This window comes from Neorhizobium sp. T25_13, from assembly GCF_002968675.1.
Classification (GTDB): Bacteria; Pseudomonadota; Alphaproteobacteria; order Rhizobiales; family Rhizobiaceae; genus Neorhizobium; species Neorhizobium tomejilense.
The window spans coordinates 104,023-130,047 of sequence record NZ_PVBI01000013.1; the positions used below are offsets into that span (position 1 = coordinate 104,023).

28 protein-coding genes and 2 pseudogenes are annotated in these 26,025 nt (G+C 60.8%); 23 read left to right on the forward strand and 7 right to left on the reverse strand.

The genetic code is table 11. The annotated features are described in order from the left end of the window. The first annotated feature begins 39 nt into the window (after positions 1-39). From C5J22_RS24925 to C5J22_RS24950, 6 genes are all read left to right on the forward strand, one after another. On the forward strand, positions 40-2,499 hold the full coding sequence (locus tag C5J22_RS24925; protein WP_105440422.1) for a glycoside hydrolase family 2 protein: 2,460 nt from the start codon (positions 40-42) through the stop codon (positions 2,497-2,499). Continuing rightward, on the forward strand, positions 2,496-3,257 hold the full coding sequence (locus C5J22_RS24930) for a sugar phosphate isomerase/epimerase (RefSeq protein ID WP_105440423.1): 762 nt from the start codon (positions 2,496-2,498) through the stop codon (positions 3,255-3,257). The genes C5J22_RS24925 and C5J22_RS24930 overlap by 4 nt, the downstream gene beginning before the upstream one ends. 23 nt (positions 3,258-3,280) lie before the next feature. After that, a complete protein-coding gene (locus tag C5J22_RS24935) occupies positions 3,281-4,414 on the forward strand; it encodes a Gfo/Idh/MocA family protein (protein WP_105440476.1) in 1,134 nt (377 codons plus the stop codon). Between the two features lie 69 nt (positions 4,415-4,483). Continuing rightward, a complete protein-coding gene (gene mgrA / locus C5J22_RS24940; protein WP_105440424.1) occupies positions 4,484-5,527 on the forward strand; it encodes an L-glyceraldehyde 3-phosphate reductase in 1,044 nt (347 codons plus the stop codon). 62 nt (positions 5,528-5,589) lie between these two features. Then, complete coding sequence (locus C5J22_RS24945) at positions 5,590-7,203, forward strand: glycoside hydrolase family 43 protein (RefSeq protein WP_105440425.1); 1,614 nt, start codon at positions 5,590-5,592, stop codon at positions 7,201-7,203. 125 nt (positions 7,204-7,328) lie between these two features. Continuing rightward, entirely contained in the window at positions 7,329-7,661 is a 333-nt protein-coding gene (locus tag C5J22_RS24950) for an RcnB family protein (RefSeq protein WP_105440426.1), read from the forward strand. A 96-nt stretch (positions 7,662-7,757) separates the two neighbouring features. On the opposite strand, the gene C5J22_RS24955 is transcribed toward C5J22_RS24950, so the two are convergent. Then, positions 7,758-8,762: a zinc ABC transporter substrate-binding protein gene (locus tag C5J22_RS24955; RefSeq protein WP_105440427.1), complete on the reverse strand. Its 1,005-nt coding sequence runs from the start codon at positions 8,760-8,762 to the stop codon at positions 7,758-7,760. A 95-nt stretch (positions 8,763-8,857) separates the two neighbouring features. On the opposite strand from C5J22_RS24955, the gene C5J22_RS24960 reads away from it, so the two are divergent. Genes C5J22_RS24960 through C5J22_RS24970 form a run of 3 tightly spaced genes read left to right on the forward strand, consistent with a single transcriptional unit; the run spans position 8,858 to position 11,023 of the window. After that, positions 8,858-9,766, forward strand: coding sequence for a metal ABC transporter ATP-binding protein (locus C5J22_RS24960; RefSeq protein ID WP_105440428.1), 909 nt, complete (start codon positions 8,858-8,860; stop codon positions 9,764-9,766). Continuing rightward, the gene (znuB, locus tag C5J22_RS24965) at positions 9,759-10,583 is read left to right on the forward strand and encodes a zinc ABC transporter permease subunit ZnuB (protein ID WP_105440429.1); all 825 of its coding nucleotides are present in this window, start codon (positions 9,759-9,761) and stop codon (positions 10,581-10,583) included. The genes C5J22_RS24960 and znuB overlap by 8 nt, the downstream gene beginning before the upstream one ends. After that, positions 10,583-11,023, forward strand: coding sequence for a Fur family transcriptional regulator (locus C5J22_RS24970; protein WP_046667152.1), 441 nt, complete (start codon positions 10,583-10,585; stop codon positions 11,021-11,023). Before znuB ends, C5J22_RS24970 begins: the two co-directional genes overlap by 1 nt. Here the strand turns inward: C5J22_RS24970 and C5J22_RS24975 are convergent. Both C5J22_RS24975 and C5J22_RS24980 read right to left on the reverse strand, forming a co-directional pair. Further along, on the reverse strand, positions 11,020-11,547 hold the full coding sequence (locus tag C5J22_RS24975; protein ID WP_105440430.1) for a gamma carbonic anhydrase family protein: 528 nt from the start codon (positions 11,545-11,547) through the stop codon (positions 11,020-11,022). The two genes, C5J22_RS24970 and C5J22_RS24975, sit on opposite strands and share 4 nt — an antisense overlap. Positions 11,548-11,570: 23 nt before the next feature. Beyond that, entirely contained in the window at positions 11,571-12,257 is a 687-nt protein-coding gene (locus C5J22_RS24980) for a fumarylacetoacetate hydrolase family protein (RefSeq protein WP_105440431.1), read from the reverse strand. 235 nt (positions 12,258-12,492) lie between these two features. Here C5J22_RS24980 and C5J22_RS31950 point away from each other — a divergent pair, with 235 nt between their 5' ends. Next, positions 12,493-12,627, forward strand: a complete 135-nt coding sequence (locus tag C5J22_RS31950; RefSeq protein ID WP_256386163.1) for a hypothetical protein — start codon at positions 12,493-12,495, stop codon at positions 12,625-12,627. A gap of 50 nt (positions 12,628-12,677) precedes the next feature. Here the strand turns inward: C5J22_RS31950 and C5J22_RS24985 are convergent, their stop codons facing one another. Continuing rightward, positions 12,678-13,583 (reverse strand): AraC family transcriptional regulator, encoded by a 906-nt coding sequence (locus C5J22_RS24985; protein WP_105440432.1) that lies wholly within the window; start codon positions 13,581-13,583, stop codon positions 12,678-12,680. A gap of 99 nt (positions 13,584-13,682) precedes the next feature. Between C5J22_RS24985 and C5J22_RS24990 the strand changes: the two genes are divergently transcribed. Beyond that, entirely contained in the window at positions 13,683-14,429 is a 747-nt protein-coding gene (locus C5J22_RS24990; RefSeq protein WP_105440433.1) for an SDR family oxidoreductase, read from the forward strand. Between the two features lie 103 nt (positions 14,430-14,532). Here the strand turns inward: C5J22_RS24990 and C5J22_RS24995 are convergent, their stop codons facing one another. Beyond that, entirely contained in the window at positions 14,533-15,537 is a 1,005-nt protein-coding gene (locus C5J22_RS24995; RefSeq protein WP_105415953.1) for an inorganic phosphate transporter, read from the reverse strand. Beyond that, positions 15,537-16,181 (reverse strand): DUF47 domain-containing protein, encoded by a 645-nt coding sequence (locus C5J22_RS25000; RefSeq protein WP_105403532.1) that lies wholly within the window; start codon positions 16,179-16,181, stop codon positions 15,537-15,539. The genes C5J22_RS24995 and C5J22_RS25000 overlap by 1 nt, the downstream gene beginning before the upstream one ends. Positions 16,182-16,275: 94 nt before the next feature. On the opposite strand from C5J22_RS25000, the gene C5J22_RS25005 reads away from it, so the two are divergent. Beyond that, complete coding sequence (locus tag C5J22_RS25005) at positions 16,276-16,809, forward strand: NUDIX hydrolase (RefSeq protein WP_105440434.1); 534 nt, start codon at positions 16,276-16,278, stop codon at positions 16,807-16,809. On the opposite strand, the gene C5J22_RS25010 is transcribed toward C5J22_RS25005, so the two are convergent. Then, complete coding sequence (locus tag C5J22_RS25010; protein ID WP_105440435.1) at positions 16,806-18,485, reverse strand: Na/Pi cotransporter family protein; 1,680 nt, start codon at positions 18,483-18,485, stop codon at positions 16,806-16,808. The two genes, C5J22_RS25005 and C5J22_RS25010, sit on opposite strands and share 4 nt — an antisense overlap. 245 nt (positions 18,486-18,730) lie before the next feature. Here C5J22_RS25010 and C5J22_RS25015 point away from each other — a divergent pair, with 245 nt between their 5' ends. The 11 genes and pseudogenes from C5J22_RS25015 (at position 18,731) to C5J22_RS25075 (ending at position 25,555) form a co-directional block, all read left to right on the forward strand. Beyond that, a complete protein-coding gene (locus C5J22_RS25015) occupies positions 18,731-19,174 on the forward strand; it encodes an SRPBCC family protein (RefSeq protein ID WP_105440436.1) in 444 nt (147 codons plus the stop codon). A gap of 128 nt (positions 19,175-19,302) precedes the next feature. Continuing rightward, positions 19,303-19,635, forward strand: a complete 333-nt coding sequence (locus C5J22_RS25020) for a hypothetical protein (protein ID WP_105440437.1) — start codon at positions 19,303-19,305, stop codon at positions 19,633-19,635. A 108-nt stretch (positions 19,636-19,743) separates the two neighbouring features. Beyond that, on the forward strand, positions 19,744-20,271 hold the full coding sequence (locus tag C5J22_RS25025) for a DUF4142 domain-containing protein (protein ID WP_105440438.1): 528 nt from the start codon (positions 19,744-19,746) through the stop codon (positions 20,269-20,271). Positions 20,272-20,421: 150 nt separating this feature from the next. Further along, complete coding sequence (locus C5J22_RS25030) at positions 20,422-21,474, forward strand: AI-2E family transporter (protein WP_105440439.1); 1,053 nt, start codon at positions 20,422-20,424, stop codon at positions 21,472-21,474. Positions 21,475-21,572: 98 nt separating this feature from the next. Continuing rightward, entirely contained in the window at positions 21,573-22,013 is a 441-nt protein-coding gene (locus tag C5J22_RS25035) for a DUF2267 domain-containing protein (RefSeq protein ID WP_105440440.1), read from the forward strand. A gap of 21 nt (positions 22,014-22,034) precedes the next feature. After that, positions 22,035-22,499: a YbhB/YbcL family Raf kinase inhibitor-like protein gene (locus C5J22_RS25040; RefSeq protein WP_105440441.1), complete on the forward strand. Its 465-nt coding sequence runs from the start codon at positions 22,035-22,037 to the stop codon at positions 22,497-22,499. A 17-nt stretch (positions 22,500-22,516) separates the two neighbouring features. After that, entirely contained in the window at positions 22,517-22,942 is a 426-nt protein-coding gene (locus C5J22_RS25045; protein WP_105440442.1) for a CBS domain-containing protein, read from the forward strand. Positions 22,943-22,948: 6 nt separating this feature from the next. Then, positions 22,949-23,068, forward strand: a pseudogene (locus C5J22_RS25050) (glutathione-dependent formaldehyde dehydrogenase); the annotation flags it as partial. Positions 23,069-23,546: 478 nt separating this feature from the next. Further along, positions 23,547-24,005: pseudogene (locus tag C5J22_RS32095) on the forward strand (hypothetical protein); the annotation flags it as partial. After that, the gene (locus C5J22_RS25070; protein WP_245440530.1) at positions 23,998-24,324 is read left to right on the forward strand and encodes a type II toxin-antitoxin system RelE/ParE family toxin; all 327 of its coding nucleotides are present in this window, start codon (positions 23,998-24,000) and stop codon (positions 24,322-24,324) included. The pseudogene C5J22_RS32095 and the gene C5J22_RS25070, both read left to right, overlap by 8 nt. Positions 24,325-24,606: 282 nt before the next feature. Beyond that, a protein-coding gene (locus C5J22_RS25075) for an IS630 family transposase (protein ID WP_105440444.1) occupies positions 24,607-25,555 on the forward strand; the annotation gives its coding sequence in 2 pieces (ribosomal slippage) (positions 24,607-24,942 and positions 24,944-25,555; 948 coding nt in all). The last annotated feature ends 470 nt before the right edge of the window (positions 25,556-26,025 follow it).

Below are 26,025 nucleotides of genomic sequence, written 5' to 3' on the forward strand. Positions count from 1 at the left end.
GGCTTTCTCGGCACGCCGTAAATTTTGCGGACCGGTGCAATGACCACGATCGATCTATCCGGCCCCTGGCAGCTCGCATCTGCCGACGGAACGCATCGCACCCAGATGCCGATCCCGGGCGACGTTCACACTGCGCTGAAGACGGCCGGCATCATTCCCGACCCGTATTTCGGGCGCAACGAGAACGACGTGCAATGGGTCGCAAATGCAGACTGGACGATCGAGAGGCGCTTCACGCTCGATGATCCCACGGGCTCCTGGTATCTCGACATCACCTATCTCGATACGGTCGCGACCGTCTTCGTCAACGATGTCCCGGTCCTTCAGGCAGATAACTGTTTCCGCCGTTACCGGCCGGACGTGTCGAAGGCGCTGAGGGCCGGCGAAAACACGATCCGCATCCTTTTCCATTCCAGCATCACCGAAGGTGCGGAGCGGCAGGCGCGGCAGCCCTTCTACATTCCCTATTCCACGACCAATTCGCCGATCCCGAACGGCAATATGCTGCGCAAACCGCAATGCCATTTCGGCTGGGACTGGAATGTCGCGCTGGCGCCGCTCGGCCTCTACGGCGAAATCGCGCTGAAGCGGCTCGAAACCGCCCGTATCGAACACATCGTCACCAGCCAGAGACATGAGGCGTGCGCGGTCGATCTCATCGTAACGGTGACGCTTTACGCTGAAGGGCAAGGTGTCCTGCCGGTGTTCCTTTCGCTCGGCGAAGAACGAGTTCGGCTCGATTGCGGCGTGCGCGCCGGCGAAATCGCGGTAACCCATGTTTTTCATATCGAAGAGCCGGAATTCTGGTGGCCCTCCGGCAGTGGCGAGCAGGCGCTCTACCAATTGACGGTCGGCACCCCCACCGAAGCCATTACCCGCCAGATCGGCATCAGGACCGCCGAACTGCTGACCGATCCGGACGAAGCGGGCAGCCGTTTCGCATTCCGCATCAACGGCCGCGAAATCTTCTGCCGCGGCGCGAACTGGATTCCCGCCGACGCGCTGTTTTCTCTCTCGAGCCGGGAGAAAACCGAGGACCTGCTGCGCTCCGCCGTCGATGCCAACATGAACATGATCCGGGTCTGGGGCGGCGGTTTTTATGAAGCGGACTGGTTCTACGATCTCTGCGACGAACTCGGCCTGATGGTCTGGCAGGATTTTCAGTTCGCCTGCAACCTCTATCCCTCGACCTCGGATTTCCTCGAAAACGTCGCGGCGGAAGTCGAGTACCAGGCCCGCAGGCTGATCTCGCATCCATCCATCGTGCTCTGGTGCGGCGATAACGAGCTGGTCGGCGCGCTGACATGGTTTCCGGAATCACGTGAGAACCGCGACCGCTACCTCGTCTCCTACGATCGGTTGAACCGCGTCATCGAGCAGGCGCTCGAAAGGGCCGCGCCCGACGCCATCTGGTGGCCGTCCAGCCCCGCATCCGGTTATCTCGACTACGGCGACGCCTGGCATGCGGACGGTTCGGGCGACATGCATTACTGGTCGGTCTGGCACGAGAACAAACCGTTCGCCGACTACCGCTCCGTTCGCCCGCGCTTCTGCTCGGAATTCGGCTTCCAGTCCTATACGTCACTGCCGGTGATCGAGACCTATGCCGCCGCCAGGGACATGAATATCGCCTCGCCCGTCATGGAGCATCACCAGAAGAATGCCGGCGGCAACGAGCGCATTGCCGGCACGATGTTCCGCAACTTCCGCTTTCCGACCGATTTCGCCAATTTCGTCTATCTCAGCCAGGTTCAGCAGGGATTGGCGATCAAGACGGCCGTCGATTTCTGGCGGTCGCTGAAGCCGCATACGATGGGCGCGCTTTACTGGCAGCTCAACGACACCTGGCCGGTGGCTTCGTGGTCGAGCCTCGACTATGGCGGCAGCTGGAAAGTGCTGCACTACATGGCGAAGCGCTTTTTCCAGCCGGTCACGGTTGCGGCGATCCCGTCAGACGACGGCCAGGAGATCCGTTTCTCGCTCGTCAATGACACAGCCGTCGATGTGGCGGTGACCTTCAATTTGTCGCTCCTGACGCTCCGGGGCGAGCGCAGCTCGCTTCGGAGCATCGAAGCCGTCTGCACACCCGATGCAGCCGTCACCGTGCTCACCTTGCCGAGCGCGGATATTCCCGACGGGTCGGTCCTTGCCTGGAGCTTTACCGCGTCGAACGGCATGGCCGGCGAGGGGCATCATGTGCCGGGCAGCTACAAGGCCCTGGAGCTCGAACCGGCAAGGCTTGAGCTTGCCGTGTCTCCATCCGGTGACGGAGCTTTTGACCTCGTCGTCAAGGCTGACGGCCTTGCGCTTTTCGTGCTGATCGAGAGCGGTACGGCCGGCCGTTATTCCGACAATGCCTTCGATCTCGCCCGCGGCGAAAGCCGCAGCATCCGCTTCACGCCCGCCGCGCCGACGGACGCGATCCCGCAATTCCGCATCTACGACCTCTATTCCTGCCACGCAGCAGGCGAGGGTATTATCAAGGGAGGAACACCATGACGAAACTCGGTTTTCAGCTTTATTGCGCACGCAACTTTCCGCCGCTCTCGGATGTCCTGAAGAAGGTCGCGCAGGCAGGCTATACGGAGGTCGAAGGTTATGGCGGCATCTATGCGACGCTTGACGAAGCAGGCCTGAAGACGCTCAAAGGTGATCTCGATGCCAACGGCCTGACCATGCCGACCGGTCATTTCGGCATCGACCTTCTCGAAAAGGAGCCGGAACAGGCGCTGCTGATCGCCAGGACACTCGGCGTCGAGGCAATCTACTGCCCGCATCTGCTTGCCGACCAGCGGCCGACCGATGCCGCCGGATGGTTCGCCTTCGGCCAGCGGCTGCAAAATGTCGGCAAACGTTATTGGGATGCCGGCTACACGTTCGGCTGGCATAACCACGACTTCGAGTTCAAGACCCTGCCGGACGGCTCGACGCCGCAGGAACAGATCCTTGCCGGCGGTCCCGATCTCGCCTGGGAAGCGGATATCGCCTGGGTCATCCGCGGCGGCGCCGATCCGTTCGCCTGGATCGAGAGCTACGCCAAGCGGATCACCGCCGTTCACGTCAAGGACATTGCGCCGGCCGGCGAAAACGCGGACGAGGACGGCTGGGCCGATGTAGGCCACGGCACTGTTCCGTGGAAGGACCTGATGGCGGCGCTGAAGAAGACGTCCGCAAAACATTACGTCCTCGAACACGACAACCCGAAGGACCTCGACCGGCTGCTGACGCGCTCGATCGCTTCCTTCAAGACCTATTGATCACAGATTTTTTGGAGTTTTCCATGCCCAAGGAACTTGGCGTCGGCATCATGGGATGCGGCAATATTTCCACGACCTACTTCAAGCTGTCGCCGCTCTTCAAAGGCCTGAAGGTTCTCGCCTGCGCGGATCTCAACGCGCAGGCAGCCCAAATGCGCGCTGAGGAATACGGCGTCAAGGCACAGTCGATCGAGCAGATGCTTGCCAATGACGAGCTCGACGTGATCGTCAACCTGACCATCCCGGCGGCGCATTTCGCGGTCTCGAAAGCAATTCTCGAAGCCGGCAAGCACGTCTACTCGGAAAAGCCCCTCGTGATCACGCTGGAGGAAGGCAAGGCGCTGCAGGCGATCGCCAAGGAGAAGGGCCTGTCGGTCGGTTGCGCGCCGGACACCTTCCTTGGCGGTGCGCACCAGCTCGCGCGAAAATATATCGACGAGGGCGGTGTCGGGCGCATCACGTCAGGCACCTGCCACGTAATGAGCCCGGGCATGGAAATGTGGCATCCCAATCCCGGCTTCTTCTTCCTCGAAGGCGGCGGCCCCATCCTCGATCTCGGCCCTTATTACATCGCCAACCTCATCAATTTCCTCGGTCCGGTGAAACGGGTCGCGGCACTGACGTCGATGGCGAACCCGACGCGCCTCGTCACCAGCGAACCGCTGAAGGGCCAGGTGATCCCGGTCGAGACGCCGACCAACATCCACGCGCTGCTCGAATTCGTCAGCGGCGCGACGATCACCCTGTCGGCAAGCTGGGATGTCTGGTCGCACCGCCACGCCAATATGGAGCTCTACGGCACCGAAGGGTCGATCTTCGTGCCAGACCCGAACTTCTTCGGCGGCACCGTCGAGGCGAGCGGCCGTAACAAGGATATCCAGCCGCTGGAACCCTGGGCTCACCCGTTCGGCATCGACAACCAGGAACATCCGCAGGGACCGCGTGCCAACTATCGTACGGCTGGTCTTGCGGACATGGCGATAGCGCTGATCGAGGGTCGCGATGCCCGCTGCTCGCTGGAGCGCACGCTCCACGGCGTCGACGTCATGACCTCGATCCTGAAGTCCGGCGAGGAAGGGCGGTTCATCGAGCTTTCGACCACCTGCACCCAGCCGGCGGCGCTTGGCATCGACGAGGCGCTGGCGCTTCTGCGCTGATCGGCTATGAATGCGGCGCGCACCGCCTGAGACACCGGCGCGCCGCATTTCATTCGGAGGATTTCGATCATGACCTGGCAACCCGCGTCTAACCGCTACGAAACCATGAAGTACAACCGCTGCGGCCGTTCGGGACTGAAGCTCCCGGCGATCTCGCTTGGCCTCTGGCACAATTTCGGCGACGACACACCGCATGAACGCAAGATCGCGATCGCCCGCCGGGCCTTCGACCTCGGCATCACCCATTTCGATCTCGCCAACAATTATGGCCCGCTGCCCGGCAGCGCCGAGACCGCCTTCGGCCAAATCCTGCGCGAGGATTTCAAGGGATATCGCGACGAGCTGATCATCTCCTCGAAGGCCGGCTACAACATGTGGCCGGGTCCCTATGGCGAATGGGGCAGCCGCAAATACCTGATCTCCTCCTGCGACCAGAGCCTGAAGCGGATGGGCCTTGACTATGTCGACATCTTCTATTCACACCGCTTCGACCCCGACACGCCGCTCGAGGAGACCTGCGGCGCGCTCGATCATATCGTCCGTTCGGGCAGGGCGCTTTACGTCGGCATCTCGTCCTACAATTCGAAGCGTACCCAGGAAGCAACGGCGATCCTGAAGGAGCTCGGGACGCCTGTTCTCATCCACCAGCCGAGCTATTCGATGATCAACCGCTGGGTCGAGGAAGATGGCCTGCTCGATACGCTGGAAGATCTCGGCATCGGCTCGATTGTCTTTTCGCCATTGGCGCAAGGCATGCTGACCTCGAAATATCTCGGCGGCATTCCGGAAGACAGCCGAGCCGCGCAGGGCAAGTCGCTGCGGCCGGCCTTCCTGAACGACCGGAACATCGCCAATCTCAAGGCGCTTAACGCGATCGCCGAAAAGCGTGGCCAGACGCTGGCGCAGATGGCGCTCGCATGGGTCCTGCGCGGTGGCCGCGTGACCACGGCACTGATCGGCGCCAGCCGTCCGGAACAGGTCGAGGACTGCGTCAGGTCGCTCGACAATCTGGAGTTCACGGCGGACGAACTCGTCGAGATCGATACCTATGCCAAGGATGCCGACATCAACCTCTGGGCCAAGTCGGCCGAGCGGGCAGGGCCGCAACGCTGATCCTGCTCCCCGGCGGCCGGGCCGCCGGGCATTTTCATATGTCATTGGGAGGAAGACAGGACATGATCCACAACCCCATCCTGCCGGGCTTCAATCCCGATCCGTCCATCTGCCGCGTCGGCGAGGACTATTATATCGCCACCTCGACCTTCGAATGGTACCCGGGTGTGCAGATCCATCATTCGCGCGACCTGGTGAACTGGACGCTAGTGCGTCGGCCGCTGGAGCGGGCGAGCCAGCTCGACATGCGCGGCAATCCCGACAGCTGCGGCATCTGGGCGCCGTGCCTCTCCTATTCCGACGGGCTGTTCTTCCTGGTCTACACGGACGTCAAACGCTTCGACGGCAACTTCAAGGACGCGCATAATTACATCGTGACTTCGCCGACGATCGAGGGCGAATGGTCCGATCCGATCTATGTCAATTCCTCCGGGTTCGACCCCTCGCTTTTCCACGACGACGACGGACGCAAGTGGTTCCTCAACATGCAATGGAACCACCGCACCGAAAGTTATGGCGGCGCCCCGAAACATCCGGCCTTCGACGGCATCCTGCTGCAGGAATGGGATTTCGAGACGAGGGCGCTGAAAGGCCCGATCAAGAACATCTTTGCCGGCAGTTCGCTCGGCCTCGTCGAGGGGCCGCATGTGTTCAAGCGTAACGGCTGGTATTACCTGACGACTGCCGAGGGCGGCACGGGTTACGACCATGCGGTCACAATGGCGCGCGCGCGTTCGATCGACGGGCCGTACGAGATGCATCCGCAGACGCACCTCATCACCTCGAAGGACCATCCGAAAGCCGTTCTGCAACGTGCCGGCCATGGCCAGTACGTCGAAACGCCTGAAGGCGAAGCATACCACACCCATCTCTGCGGCCGGCCGCTCGCCCCGCAACGCCGCTGCACGCTCGGCCGCGAAACCGCGATCCAGAAATGCATCTGGGAGGACAACTGGCTCTATCTCGCCCAGGGCGGCGTCGTGCCGGATGTCGACGTGCCCGCACCGGGCGATGCCAGGCATATCGAACAGCCTGCCCGCATCGAGCGCTCATTCGAAGACAACGTCCTGCCGCCGGAATTCCAGTGGCTGCGTACGCCTCATCCGGATCGCCTGTTCAGCCTGATCGAGCGTCCCGGTCACCTGCGCCTTTTCGGCCGCGAAAGCATCGGTTCCTGGTTCGAACAATCGCTGGTCGCCCGCCGGCAGGAACACCATTCCTTCCGCGCCGAGACCGTGGTCGAGTTCTCGCCCGAGACTTATCAGCAGGTCGTGGGCCTGACGCATTATTACAATCGCCACAAGTTCCATTCGCTGGTGGTGACCCTGCATGAAAAGCTTGGCCGCGTGGTGACGGTCTTCTCCTGCCCGGGTGATTTTCCGCATGGGCGCATGAGCTTTCCGGCAGGGAGCGGCGTTTCCGTACCCGACGGCCCGGTACATCTCGCCATGGAGATCCGCGACAACGACCTGCGATTCTTCTGGCGCGCCGGCGGCTCCAACGAGTGGCAGGAACTTGGCCCGGCGCTCGATGCCGGCGTCATCTCCGACGAAGGCGGCCGCGGCGAACACGGTTCCTTCACCGGCGCATTTGTTGGCCTCTTCGCCTTCGACACGTCGGGGCGGGCGAAGACGGCGGATTTCGACTATTTCGTTTATGAGGCGCTAATGCAGTAAATTCTAAATATCAGAAAGTCAGCGGAAGACATTAATTTCATTACAGAAATGTAATGCATCAATTCAGATACGGTTCATCTTGCGGGTCCTAGTTTCCGGGCGTGCTCAACACGAGGAGACGCCCGATGAAAAAGTTCTTTGCAATCCTTCTTTCCGCAGCCGTGCTTGCCGCTCCGCTTGCCGCCCAGGCGCAGGATCGTCATTCCGGTCCGGATCGGACCAGGACCGTGACCCGCACGGTGACGATTCAGAAGAAGGTCGTGGTCGTGAAGCCGCGCTGGTCCAAGGGGCATCGCATGACGGCCGACGAACGACGCCGTATGGCGGAAATCCGCGATTACCGTCGTTATCGCCTCTCGGCTCCGCCTCGCGGTTATCACTGGGTCAAGGTCGACAACGATTTCCTGCTGGTCGGCGTCGCAAGCGGCGTGATTTCGAGCTTCATCGCGGCTCGCTGAGAAAGATCGGCCTGCGGGGTATTTGCCTTCCCTCCCGCCGCAGGCCTCCCACATTCGCGGCTATGCGACCGGCGATCGTGCTTTCGGTGGCTGGTCTCAGGTCCTTTGGGACAGGCATTCCTTCATCGAGCGGGCAAGTCCGCGCATCAGTTCGAAATAAAGGCCGGGACCGGGCTTCAGCGTCGCCGCTTCCGGGTCGAGCGTGCCTGAACGGGCAGGCGTGCCTTCCGTCACCACCGCCACCAGCTTCGGCTCGAATTGCGGTTCTGCGAAGACGCACGTGGCGCCTAGTTCCTTCACCTTCTTCTGGATTTGGTCGATGCGTTCGGCGCCGGGCACAGTCTCCGGGCTGACGGTGATCGAACCCGCGACGCTCGCCCCATAACGATGCTCGAAATATTGATAGGCATCGTGAAAGACGATGAAAGGCTTGTTCTTGACCGGCGTTATCGTCGCCTTGATCTCGGTATCGAGCGCGTCGATATCCCTCATCAGCGTCGCGCCGTTTGCTTGATAGGCGGCGGCATTCGCCGGGTCGGCACTGACGAGTGCCTTTTCGATTTCCATGGCCATCGCCTTGGCATTCATCGCATCGAGCCAGAGATGCGTGTCGAAGCCACCGTGGTCGTGATGGTCATCGTGGTCGGCATGATCGTCGGCAGGCTTTGCATGGTCCTCATGTTGATGGTCGTCATGCTCGGCTGCTTCTCCCCCTTCATCCCCGTCGACATGGGCCTCGAAGGCGCCGCTCTCGCGGAACGGCAGTTTTTGCAGTCCAGGTGCATCCTCCAGCTCGATCACTGTCGCGGAGGCCGCCAGCGCATCCAGCGGCTTTTCGAGGAAGGCCTCGATGCCGGGGCCGACCCAGAAGATCACGTCGGCGCCTTCGATGGCGGCTGCATTGGAGGGCTTCAGTGCGAAAGTATGTGGCGAAGCCGCGCCATCGACGATCAGCTTCGGCTCGCCGACGCCCTTCATGATCGAGGCGACGAGCGAATGGATCGGCTTGATCGAAACCACCACGTCTGGGGCCGCAACGCCAGGGCCAGCACCGATGGAGAACACCGCGGCGGAGAGGAGGGAGATCGAAGCCGGCTTCATGCTGTGTCCTTGCATTGTGTCGTAATGTTATTACATCAATTGCGTTATGCTATAACGTGTGTCATAGCCGTTGACAACAGGGAATCCCGAAAAACATGCTGATGTCCAATCGGGCTCGCGCCCCCAAAACCGAAAGCCAATTGGTATCGCTTGCCAATGCCGGCATTCGCCGGGATGGCCGATGGCTGGTGCGGGGCGTCGATTTCTCGATCCGCCGCGGCGAGGTCGTGACGCTGATTGGCCCGAACGGCGCAGGCAAGTCGACGACCGCAAAGCTCGCCATCGGTGTGTTGCGCCCGGACGAAGGATCGGTCGCAAGACTGTCTGGCCTGCGTGTGGGCTATGTCCCGCAGAAATTGTCGATCGACTGGACCATGCCGCTTTCCGTGCGCCGGCTGATGCGGTTGACCGGCCCGCTTGACGACGCCGATCTGCTGGCGGCGCTGGCGTCGACCGGCATTTCCCATCTCATCGATGCCGAGGTCCGGTACCTCTCCGGCGGCGAATTCCAGCGGGCGCTGCTTGCCCGGGCGATCGCCCGCAAGCCGGACCTGATGGTGCTCGACGAGCCGGTGCAGGGCGTCGACTTTGCCGGCGAGAGTGCGCTTTACGACCTGATCCGCTCGATCCGCAATTCCACCGGCTGTGGCATCCTGATGATCTCGCACGACCTGCATATGGTGATGGCCGGCACCGATACCGTCATCTGCCTCAACGGCCATGTCTGCTGCCGCGGCACGCCGGAAGTGGTGAGCCAGAGCGCCGACTACCTGAAACTCTTCGGCAATTCTCGTTCGCTGGCGGTCTACAACCATCATCACGATCACACCCATCTGCCGGACGGCAGGGTGATGCATGGCGACGGCTCGGTCACCGACCACTGCCATCCCGATGACGGGCACCATCATCACGATGCGCATGATCACGACCATTCCGACCATGACCATCATGGCGGCCACCATCACGGCGATCATGCCGAGGCGAAAGGAGAGGGCCGTGTTTGACGACTTCTTCACCCGCGCGCTCGTCGCCGGCGTCGGCGTCGCATTGACTGCCGGGCCGCTCGGCTGTTTCGTCGTCTGGCGGCGGATGGCTTATTTCGGCGATACGATGGCCCATTCGGCGCTGCTCGGGGTAGCGCTGTCGCTGTTCTTCCAGATCAACCTGCTGATCGCCGTCTTCGGCGTCGCGGTCGTCGTGTCGCTGCTGCTTCTGGCGCTGCAGCGGCGCCAGTCGCTATCGGCGGACGCGCTGCTCGGCATTCTCTCCCATTCGGCTTTGGCAATCGGCCTCGTGCTCGTCGCCTTCATGACCTGGGTCAGGATCGACCTCATTGCCTTCCTGTTCGGCGATATCCTCGCTGTCACGCGCACCGACATCGCGCTGATCTGGGGCGGCGGCGTGCTGGTGCTGGCGGCGCTCGTGTGGCTCTGGCGGCCGCTGATCGCGTCCACGGTCAGCGAGGATGTGGCCGAAGCCGAGGGCATGAAGCCGGCGCAGACGCGGCTGCTCTTCATGCTTCTGATGGCGCTTGTCATTGCCATCGCCATGAAGATCGTCGGCATCATGCTGATCACCGCGCTTCTGATCATCCCTGCGGCGACGGCCCGGCGGTTTTCCGCAAGCCCGGAGCTGATGGCGGTGCTCGCCTCGCTGATCGGCGCGCTGGCCGTGGTCGGAGGTCTGTTCGGCTCGCTGCACTATGATACGCCGTCCGGCCCTTCCATTGTGGTCGCGGCGCTCTTACTTTTCATTTTAAGCCTGCTTCCCGCAGCGGGTAAAAACACGGCCGAGAAGGCCGGCAACCAAGGAGTGCGATGATGAACGCACCAGTTTCGACACCGACATCCGCTCCGGCGCTGACCAAGAACCAGTCGCTTGTCTTTGACGTTCTCGACCGGTCCGATGCGCCGATGAGCGCCTATACGATCCTCGATCGGCTGCGTGACCATGGTTTTCGTGCGCCTCTGCAGGTCTACCGGGCGCTCGACAAGCTCCTCGAATTCGGCATGGTGCATCGGCTGGAAAGCCTCAACGCCTTCGTCGCCTGCGCCCATCCGGAAAGCGAATGCTGCGGCAAGGGGCATGGCCACGGGCACGGCACGGTCGCGTTTGCGATCTGCGAGAGTTGTGGCCACGTCTCGGAGTTCCACGACCACGAGGTCGATCACCGCCTCGGCGCCTGGGCGAAGGCCAAGAACTTCAAGCCTGCCAAGACGACGATTGAAATCCGCGGGCTGTGCGGCGCCTGCGCGGCCTAGAGAAGCCGGAGATCGCGCGCAAAGCGCTTCCAGTTGGCGACATAACGGACAGCCGACTGTTTCAGCTTCTCGACCGCTTCGTCGTCCAGCACCCGCATCACTTTCGCCGGCGAACCCACGATCAGGGAGTTGTCGGGAAATTCTTTGCCCTCGGTGACCAGGGCATTGGCACCGACCAGTGATTTCCGGCCGATCTTCGCGCCATTCAGGATCGTCGCGCCCATGCCGATCAACGAATTGTCGCCGATCACGCAGCCATGGATGATCGCATGGTGGCCGATCGTGCAGTTTTCGCCGATCCTTACCGGATAGCGCGGATCGGTGTGGATCATCACGCCTTCCTGGATGTTCGAACCCTTGCCGATGACGATCGGCTCGTTGTCGCCGCGAAGCACCGAACCGAACCAGATGCCGACATCCTCGCCGAGCTCGACCTTGCCGATGATGGTCGCATCCGGCGCCAGCCAGAAACGGTCGGGACCGGGCGTTTTCGGTTCGAATTCTCCAAGTGCATAGATCGGCATGGTTTCCTCCCGTCGCGGTTTCGTCAGACGACCGTCAGCGACAGCGTTCCGACGCCATCGATGCCGCAGGTGACTTTGTCGCCGCGCACGACGGCGCCGACGCCGGCCGGCGTGCCCGTCATGATCACGTCGCCGGGGGCGAGGACGAACAGTTTCGACAGTTCGGCGATGATCTCCGGCAGTTTCCAGATCAACTGATTGAGATCGCCCGACTGTTTTCGTGCGCCGTTGACGTCGAGCCAGACCGCGCCTGCCTGCGGATGACCGATCTGTTCGGCCGGGACGAGGGCGGAGACGGGGGCCGATCTCTCAAAGGCCTTGGCAGCCTCCCACGGACGGCTCATCTTCTTGGCGACATCCTGCAAATCGCGGCGGGTGAAGTCGATGCCGACGGCATAACCGTAGACCTTGGACAGCGCGTCCTCTACCGAAATATCGGCGCCGCCGCCCGAGAGCGCCACGACCAGTTCCACTTCGTGATGGACGCTGGAGGAGAGCGGCGGGTAGGGGAAGGTCTCGCCGTTATAGATGTTGTCGGCATTCTTCTGGAAAAAGAACGGCGGCTCGCGGGTCGGATCGCCGCCCATTTCGATCGCGTGGTCGGCATAGTTGCGGCCGACGCAATAGACCCGGCGAACCGGAAAGCGCTCCGCCACCCCCTCGACCGGCAGAAGAACGGTTTCGGGCATGGGGATCACGGTCGCAAGCATGGAAGACATCCTGGGAAAACTGTGGGCACAGAGCGATAAAGACGGCGCCCTTTGTCTCCCAATTCGTCGGTTAATCCTAGTACTTTTTCAAGAGCGCAACAAAAGTCCCGAAGAGCGACTTGCGCGCTTTTATCGCGTGCCTTCGTAGCCCATGCCGGCCGTCAGGAGCGATATTCCAATCTTCAGAAAGCCCCAGAGACGCTCATGGAGCGCAATTTTCAACCCATGATGATTCGTGCTGGATTATTTCAATGATTCGCTGCTCAAGAGCGCCGCGACCGCGGAAGGCGTGGAGATCTTGCCAAAACCCTACAGTCTGCGGCAGCTTTCGGAGGCTCTCCTGGCGACGATCCCGGACGCCAGAGAGTAGACACCCCGATGATTGCCGGAGGCCCCGATCGAAGCGCCGTTGTGCGAACTTCATGTTTGGATCGCTCCGCGCGCATAACGCGTCGGCGGCAATCCGACAACGCGGGTGAATGCGACGCTGAACGCGCTTGCGGAACTGTATCCGACACGTTCGGCAATCTCCTTCATGCCGCCGTCGCCACGCCGCAGAAGGTTCTTCGCCAGAGCCATGCGCCACGAAAGCAGGTACTCCATCGGGGTGACGCCCATGGCGCGTCGGAATCGATCGAAGAAGGCGGAGCGGGAGAGGGCGGCTTCCTGGGCCAGTTGCTCCACCGTCCAGTCCTGGGTCGGATCTTCGTGCATCCGACGGATCGCGACCGCGAGCCGTCCATCGGCCAGCCCGCGCAGAAGCCCGGGCGGCGCTGCGGTGCCTGCCGTGGATCGGAGCGCCTCGATGAGCAGAACTTCCAACAGGCGCGCCAGGATCATGTCCCGCGCAGGCCGCTGTTCGCGAGCCTCTTCGCGCACCAGCTTTACAAGGGTCGCAAGCCGTCTCTCGCCGCGAACGTGCACGAGTTGGGGCAGGAGCGTCACCAGCAGGGCAGCGTCCGGCGACCCGAAGACAAAACGGCCGACCATCAACCGGACTTCGGGCGGCCCATCCGGATTGCCATGTCTTATTTCGTCCGCCAACTTGGTGACGGTCAAGGGATCCACGCCCTCCGACGGCATCGGTTCCAGGTTCGACATGCTGAAGCCATAGGCCGACGGGATCAGAACGAAATCGCCCTCCCGCAGGTCGATCGGTTCCTGTCCGTCGACAGTCAGGCGGGACGAACCTTCGAGGATCACGCAGTAGAAGGGCTGTCCCGTTTCCAGGCGCTGAACACACCAGGCGCCGGCGCCGCTGACGAGTTTCGTCGAGGGGACGCTGGGTTGGAGCAATGTGACTACTTCGGCAAATGGATCGACCATTTCAGGACTCTCGCGAATGACAACCGGACTTTTGATTGTAGCCAGTCCAGTCTCTGCGGTCTAGGTTTCAGGTGCTGCAAAACACATGAAGGAGCCGCCATGAAAACCGTTCTTATCACCGGTTGCTCGTCCGGGTTCGGTCTGGAGATCGCCAGGTATTTCCTTGACCGCAATTGGAAGGTTATCGCGACGATGCGTTCGCCGCGCGAGGATATTCTGCCTTCCTCCGAGCACCTCCGGATACTCGCCCTCGACGTCACCGATCCGGAAAGCATTCGCCGAGCCATCGATGCCGCCGGACCAATCGACGTGCTGGTCAACAATGCAGGCATCGGCTGGCTGAACGCCCTTGAAGGCACATCGATGGATATCGTCCGCGAGATCTTCGAGACGAACACTCTCGGGACGATGGCCGTGACACAGGCGGTCCTGCCTCAATTCCGGCAACGGAGAACCGGCGTCGTGGTCAATGTTGCGTCGAGCGTGACGTTGAAGCCGATTCCGCTGCTTTCCGTCTATACGGCAAGCAAGGCTGCGGTGGATGCTTTCACCGAGGTGCTGGCGCTGGAACTCCAGCAGTTCGACGTGCGGGTGCGCCTGGTACAACCGGGAAGGGCGCCCGACACCCGTTTCGGGGATAACGCGCGGTCCCGCATGCAGGCTCATGGCGGCTTCCCCGAGGCGTATGCCGGTCTGGTACAATGGGTGTTCGCCGAATGGGAGCAGGAGCACTCGGCCGTCACCCGGTCACTCGACGTGGCCGAGGCAGTCTGGCTTGCGGCAACCGATCCGTCGTCGCCGGCTCGCATTCCTGCCGGCGCCGACGCCGTGGCACTGGCCGGCTGACGCTGGCTGGCTGACACTGGCGCCAACTATCTTTCAAGCGCCACGAACTGGCTTGCCGCGGAGGCCCCTCCGCGGCAAGCCGACCTTCTGGCCAAGGTTGCACCTACGGCAGCAGATCCGCCAAGCTGTAAAACGCCGCCGATATCGCGGCAGTTGCCGGCATCGTCACGATCCAGGCGATCACGATGTTGCCGGCGAGCCCCCAACGTACCGCCGAAACCCGCCTTGCGGCGCCGACGCCGACGATCGCTCCTGTGATCGTGTGTGTCGTCGAGACGGGAATGCCGAGCCAGGTCGCTCCGAACAGCGTCAGCGCTCCGCCCGTCTCGGCGCAGAAGCCTTGCATCGGGTTGAGCCTGGTGATCTTCGAGCCCATGGTATGGACGATCCGCCATCCCCCGAAAAGCGTGCCGAGAGCCATCGCGGATTGGCAGGAGATCACCACCCAGAAGGGCACGTAGAAGGTCGAACCGAGATATCCCTGGCTGAACAGAAGCACCGCGATGATGCCCATCGTTTTCTGCGCGTCATTGCCGCCGTGGCCGAGGGAATAAAGCGAGGCGGAGATAAACTGCATCACGCGGAATGTCCGGTCCACCGCAAACGGCGTCTGCCGGACGAAGAGCCAGGAAACCAGGAGCACGAGCACCAGGGCAAGCAGGAAGCCGATGGCCGGCGAGAGGAAAATCGCCCCTACCGTCTTCCCGAGACCGCTCCAGACAATCGAGCTGAAGCCGACCTTTGCCAGGCCGGCGCCCACCAGCCCGCCGACGAGCGCATGCGAGGAACTGGACGGAATTCCGAAAATCCAAGTGAGAATATTCCAGATGATTGCCCCCATGAGGGCGGCAAAGATCACCTGGGGTGAAACGATCCCGGGATCGATGATGCCCGTGCCCAGCGTTTCCGCCACGTGCAGGCCGAAGAAAAGAAAGGCGATGAAATTGAAGAACGCCGCCCAGGCGACCGCATATTGCGGCCGCAGGACGCGGGTCGAGACGATCGTCGCGATGGAATTGGCCGCATCATGAAGACCGTTGAGGAAATCGAAGAACAGAGCGAGTGCGATCAGCCCGAAGAGAAGTGGCAAGGCGAGAGAGATATCCATCAAACGTTCTCGATAACGATGCCGCTGATCTCGTTGGCGACATCCTCGAAACGGTCGACGACCTTTTCCAGTTCGCCGTAGATCTCGCTGCCGATCATGTAGGCCATCGCGTCGCCGCTCGCCCCGTGACGCCGGTACAGGTCTTTCAGGCCCTGGTCATGAAGGTCGTCCGACCGGCCTTCCACGCGGGTAATCTCCTCGGCGATCGCGGCAAGGCGGTGAGCATTGGAGCCCACCTTGTTGAGGAGGGGAATTGCTTCCGAAATGAGGTCCGCCGCCTTGACGATTTCGCCACCCATCTGCTGCATCAGCGGATCGAAGCCGGACTGCTCGAACAGCCGGATCGTCTTGACCGTTTTATGCATCATGTCGATCGCGTCATCCATCGACTGGATGAGGTCCTTGATGTCGCCGCGGTCGAAGGGCGTGATAAAACTCCGCCGGACGGCGAGAAGAACCTCCCGCGTGATGTCGTCGGCCTCATTCTCCAATGCGACGATCAGCTCGCAGTTCTTCTCGATCTCGTTGCCCTTAAGGAGCTGGTCAAGCGCGTGGGCTGCTGCAACGACAGCTTTCGAGTGCTGGGAAAACATTTCAAAGAAACTGTCTTCACGCGGCATCAGCTTCCGAAAAATACTCATCATACCGTGCGACCTTCCATGCGGCTGACTGTCATAAATGTGTCATAAACATGCTCGGGCAATTGAAGCAACACGCAAAATCGACAGTTTGATCCGCATGAAATCCACAAAAAAACGCAGCAAGCCGCGACCGAACAGATCCCAGCCGCTGCTCAAGCAGCTTGCGGCAGTTCCCGGCAGGCTATTCGCCGGAGCGTTTCACCAACAATATGGCGCCTTGTGCTTTCGATATCGGGGGGACGGGCCTCACGTTGAGATCCTGGTGATAACCTCGCGCGAGGCCGGGCGGTGGGTCATCCCGAAAGGCTGGCCGATGAAGGGAAAAAAGCCATTCGAGGCCGCGGCCACCGAAGCCTGGGAAGAAGCAGGCGTGAGCGGGACGGTGAAGAAGAAGCCGGTCGGCCGCTATACCTACCTGAAGGAACTCGACAACGGCGATGTAGCCCCCTGTATGGTCGACGTGTTCCAGATCGAAGTCACGGAGGTCACGGGTGGCTTCAAGGAACAGGGGCAGCGTATTCTCGAATGGGTCAGCCCTGATGAAGCGGCACGACGCGTTCGCGAGATCGAACTCAAGTCGCTGCTCGTCGAATTCGAGCCGCGGGGTCGCAAGAAGCGCAATCGTGGCTAGTTCTGAACCTGATCGCCGGCGCTTTGGTAGGTGGTCCTGCTCTGCAGCAGTTCACCTTGCCGTTCCAGAACCGGATAGGCCGTGGCTGCGACGAGGTGCGAATTGATCTGCTTGAAATCCCGCAACAGGTCTAGGTGGAGAGAGCTGGTTTCGGCCGTATCAAAATCGCCCTCGCGCAGCCGCTGGAAATGAGCGTTGGTTCCGTCACGCTCCGCCCGCCGGAAGACGATCTTTTCATCGGCGAGCATGCGCGCGACGCGCTCGTCCTGCGACATGAAAAGCGCAGCGGCGGTGCGCAGATTGATGGAGAGGCGGTCCAGCAGGCCGCTGAGCTCATGCTGCCCTTCTTTTGAAAAGGTCATGCCTCGGCGCAGTCTTTTGACAAGGTGGGGAAGCACGTTTTGGTCGACGACATCGCCCGCATGTTCCAGGCCGGTCGAGAACAGCAGGATCTCGTCGAGGCGTCTCCGGTCGACATCGCTGAGTTCTTCCGGGTCGATGGACGTGAGGTACCGTTTGACCGCCGTATTCAGGCGGTCGAGGACGTTGTCCTTCCGCCGCAGTTCCGCCAGGGCCCGGCGATCGGTGCTCGTCAGTGCAGCCTTGGTCCCCGCCAGCATTTCTTCCAGCACGTCGACCAGCCGCAGGACTTCGCGTGCCGCTCCCTGCAGCGCGACGACCGGCGTTTCCTTGGCGGACGGATCGAGATATCGCGGATGGCCGGGATCGCTCTCGTCTATCCGCCGCGGCAGCAGCCTGACGAGGACGTTTGCGAAGGGCGAGAGGAACGGCATGAAGACGACCGCGACCACGAGATTGAATGCCGTGTGGAAATTGGCGACCAACCGGGCACCATCGCCCTCGATCTGGATCATCAGTGCCGTAATCGGGGAGAGGAGCGCAAACGCTGCCAGAACGCCGAGGATCCTGGTAACCAGATTGCCGATCGGAAGCCGTCTTGCCGCAAGATCCTTCCCGGACTGCCCCTCGACCACGGGATTGATCGCCGTTCCCAGGTTGGCGCCGAGGGTCAGTGCGAAGGCCTGGTAGGGATCGATCAGCCCCTGGCTCGCAAGTGACATGACGAGCAGAACCACCGCGACGCTGGAATGGGCCGCCCATGTCAGTGCGGCCGCGAGCAGAAGGCTGAGGAGTGGCATGGTCGAAATGGCTGAAAGAACCGCACCGAAGGCCGGTGTATCGGCATATTCCGTCAGCACATCGAGCAGTTGATGCAGGGCGAGCAGCATGAAGCCGAGCCCGATAAACACCCGACCGAGGTCATGGACCTGCGGATTTTGCGTACGGCGGAACATCAGGACGCCGAGCAATACGAGAGCCGGCGAGGCGGCGGCCACGTCGAAGGACAGGACCTGCACGATGAGCGTGCTGCCGACATTGGCACCCAGCATGACGGCAAGCGCCGGGACAAGATCGACCAGCCCGTCGGCCGCGAACCCCGATGCCATCAGTCCGGTCGCAGTGCTGCTCTGAAGAATCGCCGTGACGCCCAATCCGGAAAAAAACGCCTTTATTCGATTGTTCAGCGCGCGGCCGAGAAAAGACCTGAGATTGGGGCCGAAAGCACGCTGGATGCCCGTCTGCACCATCCGCGTCCCCCATAGAAGGAGGGCTATGTGTCCGGCGATGGTGATGATTGCAATGATGAAGGGCATGGCATTTCCGTAAATAATCAGCCGGATGGAGAATCGCACTGGCAGCGCAGGATGTTAGCCAGCTAACATAGTTGCCGGGATCCATTGCTTTTTCAAGGCTGAGGTCTGACCGGTAGGTATTGGGGGTCTACCATCCGGCACTGCCCGGAAGGCGGGAGATTTTTTTGAGACGAGAGGATGTCGGATTGGCAAAGTCTGGTTCGTCCTTAGAGTCGTCCATTCCACATTTCAAAAGGATCACGACCATGCCGAACACCATACGCCTGCATCGCGTTCTGGCAACCAGCCCGGAAAAGATCTATCGCGCGTTCATCGAGGCTGACGCGCTTGCCAAATGGCTTCCGCCCAACGGCTTTTTGTGCACCGTCCATCACCTGGAACCAACGGTCGGCGGCAAGTTCAGAATGTCCTTCCGCAACTTCACGACCGGTAACAGCCATGCCTTCGGCGGCGAATTTGTTGAGCTCGTCCCAGGCGAACTTGTCCGCTACACGGACAAGTTCGATGATCCCAACCTGCCGGGCCAAATGGAAGTCACGGTGACGTTGAAGAAGGTTTCGGTCGGTACCGAGGTGAATATAACGCAGGCAGGGGTGCCGGACGTCATCCCGCCCGAGGCCTGCTATCTCGGCTGGCAGGAGTCGCTGCGGAACCTGGCAAGGGTCGTCGAGCCTGAGATCAACGAATAACACACCATGACGGCGCAAGCCGCGGGACCGGATCGCGTTGGTGACTTTCGCGATCCGGCACGGGTGGCAGTTGCCTGCGGGAACAATCGCGGGCCTCTTTTGTTGACATTCCGAAAGAGAAGGAAGTCATGCAGCAGCCAACGACAGAATCCGTTACCGACCGGCAGCCTCCCGCGCCGGCGCGATCCAATCCGGTCCCCCCAGCCTCCGAAGCGCAGTCAGATCGTCTGCCAGACGAGGAGCACAGTCCCAATCCGCACCAAAACGACACGAAGCCGAAATATACGCCCCAGGATCTCGTGAAGAACTATGGCCTGAGCGCGCAGGAAGCGCAGCGCCTCATCGACCGGTTCGGACCGTCCGCAGCGGAGCTTGATTTCATTCTGGCCGGGAAGGGGCGTCCCAAGAGGCATCGCCGGCAGGATATCGAACGCTCGGCCGAAGAAATCGCATTTGGGTGAGCGTGCGGCCGCACATGCGGCCCTCCGGAGGCCGAAAAGGAGATTTTCTGCTGGTCCTGGAACAACCCGAGGAATGCGTTGTTCGCGCTGATGCGAAAGGAGAATTGCATGAACAAGATCATTCTAGTGACTGCCATGGCAATGGTTACGACGTCGGCGTTCGCGCAGTCCGCGGCGGAAAAATCAGGCGTCAATTCGCTTGCGGGCATCCCTCCGAAGACCCAGGATTTCGTGACCGAAGTTGCAACGAGCGACATGTTCGAGATCGAATCCAGCAAGCTGGCCGCCGAACGGGCCGACGCGGCGACGAAGACGTTCGCACAGCAGATGATCCAGGATCATCAGAAGACGACGACGGAACTGAAACAGCTCGTCGATAGCGGCAAGGTGAAAGTCAAATTGCCGACGGCGATGACCAACGCGCAAAAGAAGTCGATCGCCAAGCTCAAGGGCTTAAATGGCGCAGAGTTCACGAAGCAATATCATTCGGACCAGGAAGACGCCCATGAAGATGCCGTCGACCTGTTCAAGCGATATGGCAAGGAAGGTGAAAACGCCGACCTGAAGGCGTGGGCGGCAAAGACGGTCCCGGCGCTCGAACATCATCTGCAGATGGCCGAGGATTTGAACAAGTAATCGCCATTCGCGGGCTTCCATCCGACGGCTGTCGCTTATGCGGCGGCCGTTGAGGCATACGCACAAAACCAAGACAGTGGGGAAAGACCGGAGCCACGCCGCAGCCGTATTTGTGTTACCATCCAAGCGGTCTCAAAGCGGAAAGGTCGAATGCCCCTTCAGCGTGTCAGTTTTTATGTGCTTCTGGTCCTGGTGACCATTGCGTTCGTCGCAGTCGTCCTGCCGTTTTATTCAGCGATATTCTGGGCAATCGTCCTCGCCATCATCTTCTTTCCTCTCCATGCTCGTATCGAGGCCCGGCTGGGTGGCCGCAGAAATATTGCCGCGGCGCTCTCCGTCCTGATCTGCCTTTGCGTCGTCATCATTCCGGGGCTGATCGTCCTCAGCTCGCTCGTCCAGCAGGGCAATCTTCTTTATGGACGCATCGACAACGGCGAGATCGATGTCCGGAGGTTTTTCCAGGAGCTGCAGGCATCACTGCCCCTGTTCGTCCGCGGCTGGATCGAGCGGATCGAGCTGGAGGGCTTTGACACGCTTCGGGAGCGCATCTCCGCGGCGCTGATGCAGGGCGGCGGTTTCTTTGCCGGACGCGCCTTGAGCCTCGGCCAGAACACCCTGCAGTTCCTCGTCGCTTTCGGCGTGATGCTCTATCTGCTGTTCTTCATGTTCCGCGACGGGCGGGTGCTCGCCCGCACGATCCGAAAGGCACTGCCTCTCAGCGACGCGCATACCCGTCGCTTCACCTCAAAATTCACCGCCGTCATCCACGCGACGGTGCGGGGCAATATCATCATCGCCATCATCCAGGGTTCGATCGGCGGCGTCGCCTTCTGGGCGCTCGGCGTCGAGCCGGCCTTGCTGTGGGGCGTTCTGATGAGCGTCCTGTCGCTGCTGCCGGCGGTCGGTGCTGCATTGATCTGGATGCCCACTGCCGTCTACCTGGCGCTTGCCGGCTTTTGGGTGAAGGCCATCGTGCTGGTTGCGGTCGGCGCCCTTGTCATCGGTCTGGTCGACAATCTTCTGAGGCCGCGCCTGGTCGGCAGAGAAACCAAGCTTCCCGACTATGTCGTCCTGATTTCTACCATTGGCGGCATTTCTCTGATGGGTATCAACGGGTTCGTCATCGGACCGCTCGTCGCCGCGCTGTTCATTGCCGCCTGGGGAATATTCGTCGAGGAGGAGGGTGTTGCCGATACCCAGTGAGGGCAACGACCTCTCCGTGCATTTTTAAGACGGCCTTCGGAACTTCCGTCTCCCTGAGGGGTTCGAAAGATTCGAACCATCATCATGGAGGTGAAGCCATGAGTGCTTCGGGTCTCACCGTCTTCGACAAGACGCTGCAAACCACCAACATATGGCTGGACGATCCGATGGCCGACCAGGGACCTGACCGGCAGCTTGCCTGGCATGTGCTGGGCGCGGTTCTCCACACGCTGAGGGATCGCCTGCCGATCGAACTGGCCGCACATCTTTCGGCACAACTGCCGCTTCTCGTACGCGGCGCCTATTACGACCGCTACGATCCCTCCAGACAGCCGACCCGTTCCCGCTCGCTGGACGAATTCCTGGAGCCGGTGAAGGCGGAGCTTTCATCGACACGTCCGGTGGACGCGAAGGAGGCGGTGCGGTCGGTTTTCCGGGTACTTTCCCATTATATCGATCCCGGCGAGGTGCGCAAAGTGCGCGAGGGACTGCCGTTGGAAGTCCAGGCGCTCTGGCCGGATCCGCAAAAACCGCACTGAAGGGTTCGGAAGGAGCGACCAATGACAATGACCCTCACCAGCCCGGCTTTCGCCGATGGCGAACGCATGCCGGACAAGTATACTCGCCTCGGGGAAAACCTGATGCCGCCTTTGAAATGGGGCGGTGCGCCTGAGGAGGCCAAAAGCTTCGCACTGATCGTGGAGGACCCGGATGCACCGAGCGGGACTTTCCGCCATTGCGGTGTCTTCAATATCCCGAAGGACTGGAACCAGTTGGGCCAGAGCGCGGATACGGCGCCCGGCGGCGGTCCGCGTTTCTCCGCGAACGACTTCGGCAACGCCCGTTACGACGGGCCTCAACCGCCGAAAGGCCACGGCCTGCACCATTACCGGTTCCGTCTCGCCGCCCTCGACGTCCCAAACCTCAAGGTGCCGGACAGCGCGGGGGTCGAGGCGATGTGGAAGGAGGCGCGCAGCCACATCCTCTCGGAGACCAGTCTCACCGGAACATTCGACGTCCATTGAACGAAGGAGGAAAGACCATGAAAGTGTCAGAGATCATGTCGCGCGATGTCGAGATCGCCAGTCCCCACCAGACCGTCGCCGAAATCGCCAAGTGCATGGCCGACAGGCAGATCGGCTTTTTGCCGGTCGGTGACAACGACAAGCTCGTCGGAACGATCACGGATCGGGATCTAGTCATCCGCGGGCTTGCCGACGGGCTCGGAGGCGATGCGAAGATCCGGGAAGTGATGACGCGTGACGTAAAGTACTGTTTCGAAGACGATGATGTCGACGACGTGGCCCGCAACATGGGCAAGGTCCAGGTCCGCCGTCTTCCTGTCGTCAATCGCGACAAACGGCTGACGGGCGTCATTTCGATCGGTGATGCCGCCCTTGCGGACGCCGCAGCCGCGGGAGCCGGATTGAAGAAGGTTTCCCGTCCGGGTGGCGCTCACGCCCACTGAGAAAAGGACGTCGGCCGGGACAACGCCAACCTGAAAGTAGGGGATCGCCTCGTGGTTCCCTTCAGGATTTCTTGCGGCGAATGCTTCTTTTGCCAGCGCGGCTTTTATTCCAGCCGTGAACGCTCTCCGCAGATCTCTCCCGCAAATCCCAGACCGCTGTGAAATTGACCCCGATAGGGTCGATGGAGTAGGGAAAGCCGACGCGGCATCCCCGCACGGGCGGGCCGGCAATCGTGCCGGTGGCCGCCTGCTCGTTTGGTATATCGCAATTCCATTTGCTAGATTGCACCGGTCCGGCCCCGAAACGCCAAGCCGAGGCGAAGGCGATTGTAAAGAAGACGGTGAAGAAAGTGACGCAAACGGCTAAAAAGGCTGGATATTCTAGAACTCCTGTTTTCGCCGTCGCCCCCATGATCGATTGGACGGATCAGCGCGAGTTTCCTTATATATAACAATCCAATACGCGAACTTAATTGTACCAAGTACCAACTTTTTTGATTGAACGGCGTATTCTTATTATGGAAACGCGATTGTCGCCGATGACCTTGCCCGGTTGAAATAATCCATTTTGAAGTAAGCTCTGGCCCACTGAGAGGACCAGGGGATGAAGCGCAACCGTTTCACAGACGAGCAGGTCATCGGCATTCTGAAGGAGCACGAGGCGGGCCGCCGTCGCGTCAGAGACCGACAACATGGAATATGTTCTTACCGATATCAATTCCGTAGACCGCGGCAGCGCGCGGCACATTGCGTTGTGGCATTGCAACCTCCTTCGGTTTGACCGCCTCATGATGCGGCAGGAGGACGAGGCGGACCATCCCATTAGTGGTGACGCCCGCAGCCAAGCGGAACGCTGTCGCGCATCTGATGGATCACCACCAGATGAGCGAACGGCGGGCGTGTAAAGCCATCGGCTTTTGCCGGATGACGATCCGTTACGTCGGATCAGTTGACCGATGGACGCAGGTTCCGAGTTTTGACTGTCGTCGACGATTGCACCAGGGAATGCCTGGGTCTCGTCGCCGATACGTCCCTTTCTGGCCTGCGGGTTGCCCGTGAGCTGTGAAAGGTCATCGCGTCCGCCTCTGGACGAAGCAGTAGCCGATATTACCTGCATTTACCGGTCAGTTCGCAGGAAATCGGCATCAACGGTTGTGGCTCGTAGCTACGTGGCGCGTCTCCGCACGTTCCTGGCGGGCCTGGAGACGTTCCCGGAACGCGGCACCATTCGGGACACGCGTGATGGAATGCGGATTATTGGCTTTGAGCGCCGGATCAGCGTAGCTTTTGTCGTCGAAGATGAGGAGGCTATCATTTTGCGCCTCCTGTATGCCGGGCAGCACTTTCCACGTGACGAGGACCCTCTCGACGACCGCGGATAGCAACAACGACGATTCTTTCAGCCGGAGTATCGTGGCTGCGCATCGGTACGCGGCGGGGCTGCGTGGCCTCTCAGATCATCGCCTTTCCCGGCCACTCCGGTGTAGCACTGCAGCACCTTTCTTCATCAGTAGCCTTTTCAAGCTTGCGGACGAGACGTCACTTGCGGGCTGGACCTTTCGCCAAGCGCGCGGCTAGGGCGGTTCATTGCTTATCGGAATCGAGTTGGGATTCCCAAATCAGCAGAATTGTAGTCCTGGGTGCTGGACTGGAGGCCAGCATCCATGACGCGACCTTATTCGAATGATCTTCGTGAACGTGTAGTGGCTGCAGTTGCGGGCGGTCAGAGCTGCCGAGTGGTGGCGGAACGGTTCGACATTGCCGTCTCCTCGGTGGTCAAGTGGTCGCAGCGCCATCGGGCAACCGGCAGCGTTTCGCCCGGCAAGATGGGCGGGCATCGGCGGCGGGTGCTGGAGCCGCACCGCGCCTTCATTGTCGAGTGGATCGAACAAGTCTCGCATCTGACACTGCATCGGCTGAAGGACGAACTAGTCGCCCGCGGCGTGGCTGTCTCCCATAATGCCATTTGGCAGTTCATGCGCCGTGAAGGTCTCAGCTTCAAAAAAAACGCTATTCGCCCTTGAGCAGGGCCGTGCCGACATTGCCCGGCACAGACAGCGTTGGAAAACTTGGCAAGCCCGCTTCGATCCGAAGCGGCTCGTCTTTATCGACGAAACTTGGATCCGCACCAATATGGCGCCGTTGCGCGGCTGGGGGCCGAGGGGCAAGAGGCTGTGTGGCTTTGCCCCGCATGGACGCTGGCGCACGCTCACTTTCCTCGGCGCTCTGCGCTGCGATCAGCTCACTGCGCCCTGCGTCTTCGATGGCCCAATCAATGGCGAGTGCTTCGAGGCTTATGTCCGCCAACAGCTGATCCCGACCCTTAAGCCCGGCGACATCGTCATCCTCGACAATCTCGGCTCCCACAAAGCCAAGGCCGTCCGCGATGCCATCAAGGCGGCCGGCGCCAGACTATGGTTCCTGCCGAAATATTCCCCTGACCTTAATCCGATCGAGCAGGTCTTCGCCAAGATCAAACACTGGATGCGCCATGCCCAAAAGCGAACCGTCGACGACACCTGGCGTCATCTCGGAGACCTCGCCGGCACCATAAAGCCTGACGAATGCGCCAACTACTTCACAAATGCAGGCTATGCTTCCGTCAAAACGTGAAACGCTCTAATAATAGAAGGGAGAATTGCCGAGAGATGGCAAGAAGCACCTCGCCGGAGGAAGCACGGCCCGTGGAGTAATTCGGGACAGGTTCTGCAACTCGTCGAGCGAGGGGAGCCGTCGATGAGGGTGTAAGTCTAAACGCTTTTCCAGAAGGAAAATGGTGCTGCTAGAGAGTTTTGAAATCTGCGTATCTATATGTATTTCAGATAGTTATGACGATTTTTGTAACGCTGTGACGAGTCGCGATTTGTTCGCCCGTTCCTCGCGGAATGGTCGCCATGTGCTCCAATCGCCGTAGACAATGGTACATTCAGTCGATTCGCCGGCTAAACACCGCCGCCCATCCGGAGATGAGCGCTCCAGCAGCCTCGGCGACAAGACACGAGCCACTGATTCGGGCCAGTAGTGGGCTGATCGAGTGCGAGGAGACATTTGCTGAGCTCAAGCCTTTCGCAACAACGCTGACG